This window comes from Bradyrhizobium sp. 187, assembly GCF_023101005.1.
GTDB classification, from domain to species: domain Bacteria; phylum Pseudomonadota; class Alphaproteobacteria; order Rhizobiales; family Xanthobacteraceae; genus Bradyrhizobium; species Bradyrhizobium canariense_D.
This window is the reverse complement of the sequence record NZ_CP064693.1, coordinates 6,882,627-6,896,833: the sequence shown is the minus strand read 5'-3', so window position 1 is coordinate 6,896,833 and position 14,207 is coordinate 6,882,627. Positions and strand designations below refer to the sequence as shown.

11 protein-coding genes are annotated in these 14,207 nt (G+C 63.0%); 8 read left to right on the top strand and 3 right to left on the bottom strand.

Annotated elements, in window-relative coordinates:
* The first annotated feature begins 49 nt into the window (after positions 1-49).
* The 5 genes from IVB19_RS33345 to IVB19_RS33325 are packed head-to-tail and all read left to right on the top strand — an operon-like array spanning position 50 to position 7,775.
* The gene (locus IVB19_RS33345; RefSeq protein ID WP_026232797.1) at positions 50-1,951 is read left to right on the top strand and encodes an extracellular solute-binding protein; all 1,902 of its coding nucleotides are present in this window, start codon (positions 50-52) and stop codon (positions 1,949-1,951) included.
* A gap of 14 nt (positions 1,952-1,965) precedes the next feature.
* A complete protein-coding gene (locus tag IVB19_RS33340; protein WP_018454696.1) occupies positions 1,966-3,846 on the top strand; it encodes an extracellular solute-binding protein in 1,881 nt (626 codons plus the stop codon).
* Complete coding sequence (locus IVB19_RS33335) at positions 3,843-4,952, top strand: microcin C ABC transporter permease YejB (protein ID WP_018454695.1); 1,110 nt, start codon at positions 3,843-3,845, stop codon at positions 4,950-4,952. The genes IVB19_RS33340 and IVB19_RS33335 overlap by 4 nt, the downstream gene beginning before the upstream one ends.
* The gene (locus IVB19_RS33330; RefSeq protein ID WP_018454694.1) at positions 4,952-6,133 is read left to right on the top strand and encodes an ABC transporter permease; all 1,182 of its coding nucleotides are present in this window, start codon (positions 4,952-4,954) and stop codon (positions 6,131-6,133) included. Before IVB19_RS33335 ends, IVB19_RS33330 begins: the two co-directional genes overlap by 1 nt.
* 4 nt (positions 6,134-6,137) lie before the next feature.
* On the top strand, positions 6,138-7,775 hold the full coding sequence (locus tag IVB19_RS33325) for an ABC transporter ATP-binding protein (protein WP_018454693.1): 1,638 nt from the start codon (positions 6,138-6,140) through the stop codon (positions 7,773-7,775).
* Positions 7,776-7,781: 6 nt separating this feature from the next.
* On the opposite strand, the gene IVB19_RS33320 is transcribed toward IVB19_RS33325, so the two are convergent.
* Positions 7,782-8,672 carry a C40 family peptidase gene (locus tag IVB19_RS33320; protein ID WP_018454692.1) on the bottom strand — a complete coding sequence of 297 codons (891 nt, stop codon included), beginning with the start codon at positions 8,670-8,672 and terminating at the stop codon, positions 7,782-7,784.
* On the bottom strand, positions 8,665-10,038 hold the full coding sequence (locus IVB19_RS33315) for a leucyl aminopeptidase family protein (RefSeq protein ID WP_085361623.1): 1,374 nt from the start codon (positions 10,036-10,038) through the stop codon (positions 8,665-8,667). The genes IVB19_RS33320 and IVB19_RS33315 overlap by 8 nt, the downstream gene beginning before the upstream one ends.
* A gap of 202 nt (positions 10,039-10,240) precedes the next feature.
* Between IVB19_RS33315 and IVB19_RS33310 the strand changes: the two genes are divergently transcribed.
* The 3 genes from IVB19_RS33310 (at position 10,241) to IVB19_RS33300 (ending at position 13,156) form a co-directional block, all read left to right on the top strand.
* The gene (locus IVB19_RS33310; RefSeq protein WP_018454690.1) at positions 10,241-10,444 is read left to right on the top strand and encodes a hypothetical protein; all 204 of its coding nucleotides are present in this window, start codon (positions 10,241-10,243) and stop codon (positions 10,442-10,444) included.
* A 281-nt stretch (positions 10,445-10,725) separates the two neighbouring features.
* Positions 10,726-12,234: a metallophosphoesterase family protein gene (locus IVB19_RS33305; RefSeq protein WP_085361622.1), complete on the top strand. Its 1,509-nt coding sequence runs from the start codon at positions 10,726-10,728 to the stop codon at positions 12,232-12,234.
* A gap of 94 nt (positions 12,235-12,328) precedes the next feature.
* Complete coding sequence (locus tag IVB19_RS33300) at positions 12,329-13,156, top strand: tetratricopeptide repeat protein (RefSeq protein WP_026232795.1); 828 nt, start codon at positions 12,329-12,331, stop codon at positions 13,154-13,156.
* Positions 13,157-13,230: 74 nt separating this feature from the next.
* Here the strand turns inward: IVB19_RS33300 and IVB19_RS33295 are convergent, their stop codons facing one another.
* Complete coding sequence (locus IVB19_RS33295) at positions 13,231-14,205, bottom strand: type II secretion system F family protein (RefSeq protein ID WP_018454686.1); 975 nt, start codon at positions 14,203-14,205, stop codon at positions 13,231-13,233.
* Between the last annotated feature and the right edge of the window lie 2 nt (positions 14,206-14,207).

Here is a 14,207-nt window from a genome sequence, read left to right as displayed (position 1 = left end):
TATATTGGGAACTTAAAGGAGTAGCCTCCTTCAAGACAGGAATGTTGATTTGGCCCTTACCCGACGCGATCTCCTGCTCACCGGCACTGCTGCCGCAACGCTCCCCGCCCTTGGTTCCGTAGGGGGCCTTTCCGGCGTCGGCGTGGCACACGCGCAATCCGCCAACGAGCCCACCTGGCGGCACGCGCTGTCGCTGTTCGGACAGATCAAATACCCGGCGGATTTCAAGCGCTTCGACTACGTCAATCCGGAAGCGCCCAAGGGCGGCGTCGCGCGCCAGATCGCCGTCGGCACATTCGACAATTTCAACATCGTCGTCTCCGGTGTGAAGGGGCAAGTCGCCGGTGCCGTGGCGTTCATCTACGAATCCCTCACGACGGCCTCGCTTGACGAAGTCTCGACCGAGTACGGCGCGCTGGCCGAGGCCGTCAGCCATCCGGATGATTTCTCCTTCGTGACTTACCGCTTGCGGCCGCAAGCCAAATGGCACGACGGCAAGCCGGTAACCGCGGATGACGTGATCTTCTCGCTCGATTCCTTCAAGAAGCACCACCCGCAGTACTCGGCCTATTACAGCCATGTGACGAAAGCCGAGAAGGTCGGCGAGCGCGAGGTAAAATTCGTGTTCGACGCGCCGGGCAACCGCGAACTGCCGCAGATCGTCGGGCAGCTCACGGTCCTGCCGAAGCATTGGTGGGAGGGCACGGATGCGCAGGGCCGCAAGCGCGATGTCTCCGCCACCACGCTTGAAGTGCCTCTAGGTTCCGGCCCCTATCGGGTCAAGGAATTCGTTGCCGGGCGGTCGATCGCGCTGGAGCGCGTCAAGGATTATTGGGGGCGCGACCTCGCCGCCAATGTGGGCCGCAATAATTTCGACGAGCTGCGCTATGAGTATTTCCGCGACGCCACCGTGGCGATTGAGGCATTCAAGGCCGATCAGGTCGATTGGCGCACCGAGAACAGCGCGAAGAACTGGGCGACAGCCTACGATTTCCCGGCCGTCACCGAAAAACGCGTGATCCTCGAGGAGTTCGCCAATCGCAGCTCGGGCGTCATGCAGGCCTTCGTGCCGAACCTGCGCCGCGCCAAGTTTAAGGATCCGCGCGTGCGACGCGCGCTCAATTACGCGTTCGACTTTGAGGAGATGAACAAGCAGATCTTCTACGGCCAGTACAAGCGCATCAGCAGTTATTTCGACGGCATCGATGAGCTGATGGCGACCGGGTTGCCGCAGGGCAAGGAGCTCGAGATCCTCGAGACAGTCCGCGCCGAGGTCCCGCCCGAAGTCTTCACCACGGCCTACACCAACCCGGTCGGCGGCAGTCCGGAAGCCGTTCGCGACAATCTGCGCGAGGCGCTGCGCCTGTTCAAGGAAGCTGGCTACGAGGTGCGCGAGCGCAAGCTGATCGACGTCAAGACGGGCGCCCAGTTCTCCCTTGAATTGCTGAACTCGGATCCAAGCTTCGAGCGGATCACGCTGTTCTACAAGCCGTCGCTGGAACGGCTCGGCATTGCTGTCAGCGTGCGGACGGTGGATCCCACTCAGTACGAGAACAGGACGCGCGAGTGGGATTTCGACATCGTCACTAACTCCTGGGGCGAGTCGCAGTCGCCGGGTAACGAGCAGCGCGAATTCTGGTCCTCGAAGACGGCTGACATCGCCGGTTCACGCAACATCACCGGCATCAAGAATCCGGCGGTCGACAAGCTGATCGAGCGGGTGATCTACGCCAAGGGTCGCGACGATCTCGTCGCGGCAACCAAGGCACTCGACCGCGTGCTGCTGTGGAATCACTACGTCGTACCGCAGTGGACTTATACGAAGGTGCGCACCGCGCGCTGGGATCGGTTCGGCCGGCCGGCGGAATTACCCAAATACGGTCAGTCCGGCTTCCCGTTCATTTGGTGGTACGACGCGGACAAGGCGGCGCGGATCGCAAAGAAGTCGTGAAGGGCATTTCTCGCATGGCGCAGCTTTCACGCCGGCATGTGCTGGCCTTGGGTGCCGGTGGCGCGTTCAGCGCCGCCTGGCTCCGGGGCGCGACAGCGTCCGAGATGCCTGCAGAGGCCCACGGCATGTCGGCCTTCGGCGACCTCAAATATCCCGCCGACTTCCATCACTTCGACTACGTCAATGTCGACGCGCCGAAGGGCGGCACCTTCTCGCTTATCCCGTCGGTGCGCGCGTACAACCAGTCCTACCAGACCTTCAACTCGCTCAATGCCTTCATCCTCAAAGGCGATGGCGCGCAGGGCATGGACATGACTTTTGCGCCGCTGATGGTGCGAGCCAATGACGAACCGGACGGGATGTACGGGCTTGCCGCCAAGTCTGTAAATATATCGGCAGACAGGCTGGTCTATCGCTTCACCATGCGGCCAGAGGCGAAATTCCATGACGGCACCAAGCTTACCGCTCACGACGCGGCGTTTTCGCTGACGTCGCTGAAGGCCAAGGGGCATCCGCTGATCATCGTGCAGATGCGCGACATGGTCAGCGCGGAAGCCGTTGACGATGCGACGCTGGTCGTCACCTTTGCCAAGGGACGCGCGCGTGACGTGCCGCTCTATGTGGCGAGTCTGCCGATCTTCTCGAAAGCATATTATGCCTCTCGCGCTTTCGACGAAACATCGCTCGATATCCCGTTGGGCTCGGGCCCGTACAAGGTCGGCAAGTTCGAGGTCAACCGCTACATCGAATACGAACGCGTCAAGGATTGGTGGGCTGCCGACCTGCCCCCCTGTCGTGGCAGCTACAATTTCGACGTCGTGCGCTACGAATTCTACCGCGACCGCGATGTCGCTTTTGAAGGTTTCACCGGCAAGAACTATCTCTACCGCGAAGAGTTCACCGCTCGTATCTGGGCGACCCGCTATGACTTCCCCGCGGTCAAGGAGGGTCGCGTCAAGATGGAGGTCGTGCCCGACGACACGCCGTCCGGCGCGCAAGGATGGTTCATCAACACGCGGCGCGAAAAATTCAGGGATCCTCGCGTGCGTGAGGCACTGATCGACGCCTTCGACTTCGAGTGGACCAACAAGACCATCATGTACGGTGCTTATGCCCGCACGGTATCGCCATTTCAGAACTCGGACCTCATGGCGAGCGATGGGCCTCCGCCGCCGGAAGAGCTGAAGCTGCTGGAGCCGTTTCGCGGCCAGGTTCCGGACGAGGTGTTCGCCGCACCGTTCACGCCGCCCGTCTCCGACGGCTCCGGGCAGGATCGCAGCCTGTTGCGCAGGGCGCAGCGATTGCTGAGCGAGGCCGGCCTGCCGATCAAGGACGGCAAGAGGATGCTGCCGAACGGCGAGATCTTCAGGATCGAATTTCTGTTGGACGAGCCTTCGTTCCAGCCGCACCATGGGCCCTACATCAAGAATCTCGCGACGCTTGGCATCGAAGCGAGCGTGCGCCTCGTCGACGCCGTGCAATACAAGGTACGCCAGGAAGATTTCGACTTCGATATGACGACCCAGCGCTTCAGCATGTCGGCAACGCCGGGCGACGCCATGCGCTCGTTCTTCTCGTCGCAGGTCGCGGCAACGAAGGGCTCGTACAATCTTGCGGGCGTCGCCAATCCGGCCATCGATGCCATGATCGAGAAGATCATGGCGGCCGACAGCCGCGAGGAATTGACCGTCGCCTGCCGCGCCTTCGATCGCCTGTTCCGCGCCGGCCGTTATTGGGTGCCGCACTGGTTCAACAAGACGCACCGGCTTGCTTATTGGGACCAATTCGGTCATCCGCAGAAGCCGCCGCGTTATGCCAACGGCGTCGGCGCTCCCGACATCTGGTGGTACGATGGCGGCAAGGCCGCCAGGCTCGAGCAGGCGAAGCAGCCATGAGCGCCTACATCGCCCGCCGCATCCTGCTGATGATCCCGACCTTGCTCGGGATCCTCTTCGTCTCCTTCATCGTCGTGCAGTTCGCGCCGGGCGGCCCGGTCGAGCGCGTGATCGCGCAGCTCTCGGGCGCGGACACCGGCGGGACCTCGCGCATTTCGGGCGGCGGCGACTTTGCGCAGCGCGCCCCGGGGCAGTTGGGAGCCGGCGGCGACGCCATCAACTCGAAGTATCGCGGCGCGCAAGGCCTCGATCCCGATTTCATCAAGAAGCTGGAAGTGCAGTTCGGCTTCGACAAGCCGGCGCCGGAGCGCTTCGCGCTGATGGTCTGGAATTTCGCCCGCTTCGATTTCGGCAAGAGCTATTTTCGCGACGTCAGCGTCCTGCAGCTCGTCAAGGAGAAGTTGCCGGTCTCGATCTCGCTCGGCATCTGGCTGACGCTGCTGACCTACCTGATCTCGATTCCGCTCGGCATCCGCAAGGCGGTCAGGGACGGGACGCGCTTCGACACCTGGACGTCGAGCGTGCTCGTACTTGGCTACGCGATTCCCGGCTTTCTATTCGCGATCCTCCTGATCATCCTGTTTGCCGGCGGTTCGTTCTTCAACTGGTTCCCGCTGCGCGGACTGACGTCAGACGGCTGGTCGCAGTTTCCGTGGTATTGGAAGATCATCGATTACTTCTGGCATTTGACGCTGCCGCTGATCGCCATGGGGCTCGGTGCGTTCACCACCATGACGTTCCTGACCAAGAACTCGTTTCTGGACGAGATCCGCAAGCAATACGTGATGACCGCGCGCGCGAAGGGCTGCAGCGAGAATCGGGTGCTTTACGGTCACGTTTTCCGCAACGCGATGCTGATCGTCATCGCCGGCTTTCCCTCGACCTTCATTCACGCCTTCTTCTCGGGCTCGCTTCTGATCGAGACCATCTTCTCGCTGGACGGACTGGGACTGCTCAGTTTCGAGAGCGTTCTCAATCGCGACTACCCCGTGGTGTTCGGCACGCTCTTCATCTTTTCGCTCGTCGGCCTCGTGATCAACCTGATCTCTGACCTGACCTATATGTGGATCGATCCACGAATCGATTTCGAGGCGCGGGAGGTCTGATGACGCTGGCCGCCCCCACCACGCCGATCGAAACCACTGCGAAGTCGCCGCTCGGCAGTGCCGTGCCGATCACTCGCAAACCGTTCGTGCCGTCGCCGCTCAACAGGCGCCGCTGGCAGAATTTCAAGGCGAACCGGCGCGGCTATTGGTCGTTCTGGATCTTCCTGATCCTATTTGTGGTGTCGCTGTTCGCCGAGCTGATCGCCAATGATCGGCCGTTCCTGATCAAATATGACGGCCACCTTTATTGGCCGTCCGTCGTCACCTATTCGGAAACCACTTTCGGCGGCGACTTCGAAACCGCGGCCGACTATCGCGATCCCTATTTGCAGAAGCTGATCAGGGACAAGGGCGGCAGCATCGTCTGGCCGCTGATCCGCTATTCCTACGACACCCACAATCTCGATCTGCCGACGCCGGCGCCGTCGCGGCCGACCTGGATGTTGACGGAAGCGCAGTGCAAGCCCGTCGTCGAGAAGAAAGGCCTCAAGAGCTGCCGCGATCTCGAATACAACTGGCTCGGCACCGACGATCAGGGCCGCGACGTGGTGGCGCGGCTGATCTACGGCTTCCGCATCTCAGTGCTGTTCGGCCTCTGCCTGACCATCGTCTCCTCCATCGTCGGCATCGCGGCCGGCGCGGTGCAGGGCTATTTCGGCGGCTGGATCGACCTGTTGTTCCAGCGTTTCATCGAGATATGGACTGCGATCCCTTCGCTCTATCTGCTGCTGATCTTGTCGTCGGTGCTGGTGCCCGGCTTCTTCGTGCTTCTCGGCATCCTGTTGTTATTTTCCTGGGTGTCGCTGGTCGGACTCGTGCGCGCGGAATTCCTGCGCGGGCGCAATTTCGAGTATATCCAGGCGGCGCGGGCGCTCGGCGTGTCGAACAAGGTCATCATGTTCCGGCATCTGTTGCCGAACGCGATGGTCGCGACCATGACGTTCCTGCCGTTCATCGTGTCGAGTTCGGTGATGACGCTGACGGCGCTCGATTTCCTGGGGTTCGGACTGCCGCCCGGCTCGCCGTCGCTCGGCGAGTTGCTGTCGCAGGGCAAGTCCAACGTGCAGGCGCCGTGGCTCGGTTTTTCCGGCTTCTTCTCGGTCGCGATCATGCTGTCGCTTTTGATCTTCATCGGCGAGGCCGTGCGCGACGCATTCGATCCGCGCAAGACGTTCAGGTAAGCCAATGGACGCGATCAACCAGCCTTTGCTCAGCGTGCGCGACCTCTCGGTGGCCTTCCACCAGGGGGGCGCCACCACGCTCGCGGTCGACAAGGTCTCGTTCCAGATCAAGCGCGGCGAGTGCCTGGCGCTGGTCGGCGAGTCCGGCTCCGGCAAGTCGGTCAGCGCGCTCTCGATTCTCAAGCTCTTGCCCTATCCAAATGCCTCGCATCCCTCGGGCAGCATCCACTTCAAGGGCCAGGAACTGATCGACCGGTCGGAGCAGGAGATGCGGGAGATTCGCGGCAGCGACATCTCGATCATCTTCCAGGAGCCGATGACCTCGCTCAACCCGCTGCATACGATCGAGGCGCAGATCGGCGAGATCATTCAGCTGCACAATCCGACCAGCAATGCCGAGGCGCGCAGGCGGACGCTGGAATTGCTCACGCAGGTCGGCATTCCCGAGCCTGAAACGCGGCTGAAGAGCTATCCGCACCAGCTCTCCGGCGGCCAGCGCCAGCGCGTGATGATCGCGATGGCGCTCGCCAACGAGCCGGACCTCCTGATCGCGGACGAGCCGACCACGGCGCTCGACGTTACCGTGCAGGCGCAGATCCTGACGCTGCTCGCAGAGATCCGCGGCCGGCTCGGCATGAGCCTGCTCTTCATCACCCACGATCTCGGCATCGTGCGCCGCATCGCCGACCAGGTCTGCGTCATGAAGGGGGGCGAGATCGTCGAGCAGGGGCCGGTCGAGCACGTCTTCAAGACCCCGAAGCATCCCTATACGCGCGACCTGCTCGCCGCGGAGCCGAAGCCAGATCCGGCGCCGCCGCAGCCGGATGCCCCGGTGGTGATGTCCGCCGACGACCTAAAGGTCTGGTTCCCGATCAAGCGGGGGCTGATGCGTAAGACGGTCGGCCACATCAAGGCGGTCGACGGCGTCAGCATCGCCGTGCGCAAGGGCGAGACGCTCGGCGTTGTCGGCGAGTCCGGCTCGGGCAAGACCACGCTGGGGCTCGCATTGCTGCGGCTGATCTCCTCGAACGGACGCATTGTGTTCCTGGGAAAAGATATCCAGGGCCTGCGCTTCAAGGAGATGCGGCCGTTCCGGCGCGACATGCAGATCGTGTTCCAGGATCCGTTCGGCTCGCTCAGCCCGCGCATGTCGGTCGCCGACATCGTCGCCGAAGGCCTCACCGTGCATCAGCCGCAGCTCTCGCGAGGCGAGCGGGAGGAGCGCGTCGTCAAGGCGCTCGAGGACGTCGGACTGAAACCGGATACTCGCCACCGTTATCCGCATGAATTCTCCGGCGGCCAGCGCCAGCGCATCAGCATCGCGCGGGCGGTGGTGCTGGAGCCGGATTTCGTCGTCCTGGACGAGCCGACCAGTGCGCTCGACATGCTGATTCAGGCGCAGATGGTCGATCTGCTGCGTGAATTGCAGCGCCGGCGCGATCTCACTTACATGTTCATCTCGCACGATCTGCGCGTCGTCGCCTCGCTCGCCAGCCATCTGATCGTGATGCGTGGCGGCAAGGTGGTCGAGGAAGGTCAGGCCGCCGAGCTCTTCAAGAACCCGAAGACGGATTACACGCGCGCGCTGTTTGCGGCGGCGTTCCGGCTGGAGACGGCGGAGAACGGGTCCGCGGCGACGTAGCCTCCGTCAGAGCCGCTTGATCGCGGCGACCTCGCTGCCGGCTTGCTTGATCCTTGCGATTGCCGGCTCGATCGGCTCGATCACCGTTGCCATGTGATGCGCATTGGCGTGAACCATGGTGCTGCCATCGCGGACGATGGCGACATGACCTTTCCAGAAAATGAGATCGCCGCGCAGCAAGCTGCTTTGCTCATGGGGCTCCAGCGCGCGGCCGAGGCCGGCCTGCTGCATGTCGCTGTCGCGCGGGCAGCCGATGCCCGCCGATGTCAGCGACATCTGGACCAGGCCGGAGCAATCGACGCCAAGGCTGCTCTTGCCACCCCAGAGATAGGGCGTGCCGACGAAACGCTCGGCGACTGCGACGAAATCCGGCTCGCAATGACCAAGCGGGGCGAGATGGGCCTTCGGCAGATAGTGTCCGTCGCGTGTCACGGCGAAGCTGCCGTCCTCGCGTGCAACCGCGATCTTCGATCCCATCACCAGCGTGTCTGCTGGCCGCAGCTTGATCGAGGGACCGGGGAAGGCAAAGGTTCGTAAAGCACTGACCATATGGGTCGGCGCGGCCGCGGGTTTCATGAGCGCTGCGTCCGGCAGCCAGCCGACATAGCCGTCACCTGAAAGTTGACCCCATGCCCAGCCTTCGCCGTTGCGGTCGTAAACCGTGACGCCCTCGCCGCGCAACGCTTGTGTCATTAGCATCGCGTTCGACGACGGCTGCTCGCGCACGGGCGCGATCGCCGCGATGATCTCGAATTCCTCGCCCGTGACGAAACGATCCGCCTGCACCTTGCTTTCGAGGTATTTCGCGGCGATGTCGCCGCGCGACGGTGTCAGCCTTGGATCGTATCTTGGATCGTGACTTGGATCGTGGCTTAGATCGTGTTCTGGATCACGCATAGCGCTCGCTCAGCAATGTGTAGATCGCGCGCGCGGCCTGGCACTCGCCGCCCTCGGGGCGTGCGGGCTTCGCCGACGGCGTCCAGCCGTAGATGTCGACATGCAGCCAGCTCCTGGCATGCTCGACGAAGCGTTGCAGGAACAGCGCGCAAATGATCGAGCCGGCAAAGCCGCCTGATGGTGCGTTGGTGATAGTGGCGGTCTTGGAATCCAGCCACGCATCGTAAGGCGGCCACAGTGGCATGCGCCACAACGGATCGTTCTCCCTCGCCGCGCATCGTGCGACGTCAGCGGCAAGCGTCTCATCATTGGTGTAAAAGGGCGGTAAATCCGGCCCCAGCGCGACGCGTGCCGCTCCCGTCAACGTGCCGAGATCGATCAGCAGGTCCGGCTTTTCCTCGTCCGCAAGCGCCAGCGCGTCGGCGAGCACCAGCCGCCCCTCTGCGTCCGTATTGCCGATCTCGACCGTGATGCCCTTGCGCGAGGTGAAGATGTCGAGCGGGCGGAAGGCATTGCCCGCGACCGCGTTCTCCACGGCCGGAATCAGCACGCGCAGTCGCACCTTCAGCTTCGCATCCATCACCATGCGCGCCAGCGCCAGCACGTTGGCGGCGCCGCCCATGTCCTTCTTCATGATCAGCATGCCGCTCGGAGGCTTCAAGTCGAGCCCGCCGGTGTCAAAGCAGACGCCCTTGCCGACCAGCGTCACCTTGGGATGAGCCGGGTCGCCCCAGCCAATGTCGATCAGCCGCGGCGCGCGGCTAGATGCCATGCCGACGGCGTGGATCAGTGGAAAATTCGTCTTTAAGTCGTCACCGATGGTGCAGGCAAAGCTTGCGCCGAATTCGGCGGCGAGATCCTGCGCGGCTGCGGCCAGCTCCTCCGGCCCCATGTCGTTGGCCGGCGTGTTGATGAGGTCGCGCGCCAGCATTGCGGCGTCCGCCATGCGATTGATGTCGGTCGCGTCGACGCCGTCGGGGGGAACGAGGCTGACCTCGGGGCGATCGGCCTTGCGGTACCGGGCGAAGCGGTAGCTGCCGAGCGCGAAGGCGAGTGCGGCGAGCCGTGCATCCTGCGGTGCATTGGCGAAGCGATAGATGCCCGGCGGCAGGAGGCCGGGCAGGGCGCCCGGTCGGAACAGGTCGCGCGATTTTGCACCCTCGTCCTCGAGCCCGAACAGCACTTGCGCGATCGCGCCATCGGGCGCGGGCAGCGCGAGATAGCCGCCCGGCTTTGCGGTGAAGGCGCTCGCGGTGGCGAACTGGCGTTGCGCCGCCGGTAGCCCCTCGGCGACCTGATCCCAGCTCGACTTGGTGACGAAGGTGATCGGGATGGCGGTAGGCGACGTCTCGAAGACAGAAGGCATTGGCGGGTCCGGATCGTCAGATCGAGCGGGTCATACGAACGGACGAGATTTCGCAGAGTTTTGCCGCCGCCGCAATCAGCTTTGCTGCCACCGTTCGGCGGTCCGCTACTCGCAGCAAAGGGGCCATGCTAGGTTCCGGCAACGGCCGTCAGGTGTGCAGATCTCCGGCGGCCGACGACAAAGCCGGCCGGGAGGAAATGCAATGGAATTTGTGTGGAGCGTGGTCACCTTCATCGGGCAGGCGGTCGAGGCGATTTTTGGCTATGTCGAGCATCATCATTGGATATTCGCGTTCCTTGCCGGCGGTTACGTCTTCTATCTCCACGACCGCTCCGTTCACGCGCGGTTCGATGCATTGGACAAGCGCATTGATGAAATTCGCAAGAGGCTCGCTATCGAATATTGATCGGGTGAGCGAAACCATCATCGGGCGAGCCCCGTCTCATGCCGAGGACACGATCCACGCGAGCGGCCGCAGGGCTTTACTAGCGCTGCGGTTGTGGCATTATTGCCCAATATTTTAGATTGTGTCGTACGGTTCTGCACGGAGTGCAACAACAGGGGATGGGGTCAATTCTTACCCGGCTCATCATGGCCCGGGCTGATTGATACCGGACTGAACCTGATCGTCGAAGGCATTTCTCTCATCGTTTGCGCGGCGCGGCATTCGCAAATAAGCGACGCAAAATGGATAGATCGTTCGTCATCGTACAGATTTCCGACCTGCATCTGGACGGGTCTGGTCGACTGCTTGCGACCATCGAGACGCTCAATGCCGCAATTCGCGAGAGGATGGCGGACTTCGCGGATGTTCCCGATCGCATCCTGCTGATCACCGGCGATATCGTGGACGACCCGGCGCCGCCTGCGCTCGACGAAGCGATCGCCGTCATTGCGTCCTTCCGGCAGACCGGGCTGTTCACCGACATCCAGGCAATTGCCGGCAATCACGACGTCAAGCGACCGAGCCAGCGTGCAGGTCGCCACGATGTTTATGATTACCTGCATTTGCCGCGGACCTCGAAGAGCGTCTACTACCGTCAGGCCGGCCTCGATCTGGTGCTGCTGGATTCCAACCGCGCGAGCCTCACGACGCTCGTGAGCGGCAACGTCGACCAGAGCGCCTATAGCGCCATGGTTTCGGATTCCGCGCGGCTGAGCGTCAAGCTCGCGGGCAGCCTCGGGTCGGGCGGCCGCGCCGATTATGCCGAGCCGGTGGAAAACCTCGTGCGCGTGCTGGCGCTGCACCATCATCCACTGCCGCAGGCGACCGGAGAAGGAAAGCGGTTTCTCGGCGTGCCCGACGAGCCGCTGATGTATCTCGCCGCGCCCGCGACCTTCCTCGAAGCGGCGACATCGCTCAATGTCGATCTGGTCCTGCACGGACACCGGCATGTCGAAGGGCTGACGCGTTATTCGATTCCCGATCCGCGCGCCACGTCGAGCGAGAGCGCTGAAGCATTCTGGCGCACGATCTACGTCCTGTCCTGTCCGTCATCGACCGGGCAGGCCGGTGACGATGCCGGCTTCAACGTCATCCATTTCGGCCCGATGTCCGACCCGATGTCCCATGGCGGCCGCACAGAGTATCGCTTCGCGATCGCCCGCTACTCACGTCCGCGCAAGGATGGTGTCTTCAGGCCGCTCGATTCCAACCTGCCGCACGGCGTCGTCAGACTGCCGGCCGGACGGGATTTTTCCCGAGATCCGGCCGTCCAATCGGGCATCGAGATCGACGCATGCACCACGCTGAAACGGAATCAGGTCGCAGCATTCGCGCGCCGGCTCCTGCTGCGCCGCGCCTTCTATGCCGACGACGAGGTGGATTGGGCCAATTTGCTCCACGTCTATCTCGTGACCTCTCATGTCTGGGCCGATCTGGAAAGCAAGTTCTCGAGATCCGCACGCAAGCATGATGTCGAGGCCGCGGTGACGTCACTACTGCGCCGACTGATCGAGCAATCTGCAAATGTGCTCGGCATCGACGACGTTCAGCTCGACGAGCTCCGCGCGAGGCGTCTGGTCAATCGTGACGATCTTCGACGCGAATTGCCGAGGGTCGTGCGTCCGGGCATCGATGTCGCGATCGAGACGCGGCAACGACTGCAATTGCTGCGGGACCTGAACGAGCAGGCGAAGGCGCTCGGCCTCGATGCGGGTCTCGGCGGCGAGGTGCCGCCGCAGGCGCCGCAGTGACGGGCCCGGGCCGGGAGCATTAACCGGCCGTTAGGGTTAACAGTCTATTGCTGGCGCGTTCGGCTCGATCAATCGGCTCGAGAGTCAAAGCGTCATGCGTCAACGGTTCAGTCGTGAACGGTTAAGTCTTGCCCGGCTTCTTGCGTCCACCTCGCTGGTCGCAGCGGTGGCCATGGGTCTCGGCGGCTGCACGGCGATGTCGAAACTCTCCGACGTCACGGGCTCGGTCGGGCCGCGGGCGGAAGCCGCTCCCACCGATCCCGCGCGCGCTGCTGAAGTCTATGGCGAGCGCTATCGTGCCAATCCCAAGGACGCCGACGCGGCGCTCGCCTACGGCCAGGCCCTGCGCGCCAACGGCCAGCGCGCCCAGGCTGCCGCCGTGCTCGAGCAGGCGACCATCGCCAATCCCGGCAACAAGGCGCTGATGGCCCAATACGGCCGCGCGCTCTCCGACAACGGCAATTTCCAGCAAGCCTTCGACGTGCTGTCGAAGGCGCATTCGCCCGATAACCCGGATTGGCGCCTGCTCTCGGTGCAGGGTACCGCGCTCGATCAGATGGGGCGTCACGAGGAAGCGCGCTCCTACTATGCGAGTGCGCTCAAGATCGCGCCTGGCGATCCCGGCGTGCTCTCCAATCTCGGCCTGTCCTACATGTTGTCGAGAGATCTGCCGAAGGCCGAAGACGCGCTGCGCCAAGCCTATGCCTCGCCGCACGCAAGCGCGCGGGTGCGGCAGAATCTCGGTCTTGTCGTCGGTCTCCAGGGCCGCTTCGCCGAAGCCGAGACTATTGTGAAGGCGGACCTGCCGCCGGACCAGGCTACGGCCAATGTCGCCTATCTCAAGGAAATGTTGACCCGCAGCGACGTCCGGCGTGGTGCGCCGAAGCGGACGCCGGTCGCCTCGCTCGGCCTGCCCGACTGATCAGACGTGATCTTCCGATCTTGATCTTCCAATCTTGAAGGCATCCTCGGACCGTACGCGGTCCACGTCTAAGGTCATTGCATCTCGGTGACCTTGATGCCAGTCGGTCCAAGGATGACGACGAACAGCACCGGCAGGAAGAACAGGATCATCGGTACCGTCAGCTTCGGCGGCAGTGCCGCGGCCTTTTTCTCGGCTTCGTTCATGCGCATGTCGCGGTTTTCCTGCGCCATCACCCGCAAGGATTGGCCGAGCGGGGTGCCGTAACGCTCCGCCTGCTGGAGCGCGAGACATACCGACTTGACGCCCTCGAGCCCGGTGCGCCGCGCGAGGTTCTCGTAGGCGACCTTGCGATCCTGCAAATACGACAGCTCGGCCGTGGTCAGGGTGAACTCCTCCGATAGCGCGATCGACTGGCCCACGATTTCGACCGCGACCTTCCGGAACGCCATCTCGACCGACATGCCGGATTCGATGCAGATCAGGAGCAGGTCGAGCGCATCGGGAAAGGCGCGCTTGATCGAGAGTTGGCGCTTGGAGATCGCGTTCCTGAGGAACAGCATCGGCGCCTGGAGTCCGAGATAGGCCGCACCGACGCAGATGCCGATCTTGATCGGCATGGACTGCTGCATATGCGCGATCAGGAACACGTAGACGACCGAACCGACGAACAGCACGATCGGGGCAACCAGGCGGGCAAACAGGAAGGTGATGTAGGGCGCCTGGCCTCGATAGCCGGCCATGATGAGCTTGTCCCGCGCAGCTTCCTGCGCGAGCCATTTGGTCAGGTTGAAGTCATCGACGACCTTCGAGACGAGCTGCTTCGGCGTCTGGCGCAGCGAGACTTTTTCACTCTTGTGGAGGCGCTCGCGCTCGCGCTGCCGGATGCGCTCACGTTCGTTCGCCACCGCCTTCATGCGCTTGGAAAGGCCCTCGCCGGCGAACAGCGGCATCACCAGCGTATAGACGGTGGCGCTGGCGGCAATGGCCGCCAGCAGCATCGTCATGAAGTGGACGTCGTGAAGTTTCGCAACGAGGAACTCTACCATAA

Excerpts from the sequence above, each read along its gene's own strand:
- IVB19_RS33310 (WP_018454690.1), top strand. The coding sequence starts at position 10,241 with ATGGAATTTGTGTGGAGCGTGGTCACCTTCATCGGGCAGGCGGTCGAG.
- IVB19_RS33335 (WP_018454695.1), top strand. The coding sequence starts at position 3,843 with ATGAGCGCCTACATCGCCCGCCGCATCCTGCTGATGATCCCGACCTTG.
- IVB19_RS33330 (WP_018454694.1), top strand. The coding sequence starts at position 4,952 with ATGACGCTGGCCGCCCCCACCACGCCGATCGAAACCACTGCGAAGTCG.
- IVB19_RS33325 (WP_018454693.1), top strand. The coding sequence starts at position 6,138 with ATGGACGCGATCAACCAGCCTTTGCTCAGCGTGCGCGACCTCTCGGTG.
- IVB19_RS33340 (WP_018454696.1), top strand. The coding sequence starts at position 1,966 with ATGGCGCAGCTTTCACGCCGGCATGTGCTGGCCTTGGGTGCCGGTGGC.
- IVB19_RS33300 (WP_026232795.1), top strand. The coding sequence starts at position 12,329 with ATGCGTCAACGGTTCAGTCGTGAACGGTTAAGTCTTGCCCGGCTTCTT.
- IVB19_RS33295 (WP_018454686.1), bottom strand. The coding sequence starts at position 14,205 with ATGGTAGAGTTCCTCGTTGCGAAACTTCACGACGTCCACTTCATGACG.
- IVB19_RS33305 (WP_085361622.1), top strand. The coding sequence starts at position 10,726 with ATGGATAGATCGTTCGTCATCGTACAGATTTCCGACCTGCATCTGGAC.
- IVB19_RS33320 (WP_018454692.1), bottom strand. The coding sequence starts at position 8,672 with ATGCGTGATCCAGAACACGATCTAAGCCACGATCCAAGTCACGATCCA.
- IVB19_RS33315 (WP_085361623.1), bottom strand. The coding sequence starts at position 10,038 with ATGCCTTCTGTCTTCGAGACGTCGCCTACCGCCATCCCGATCACCTTC.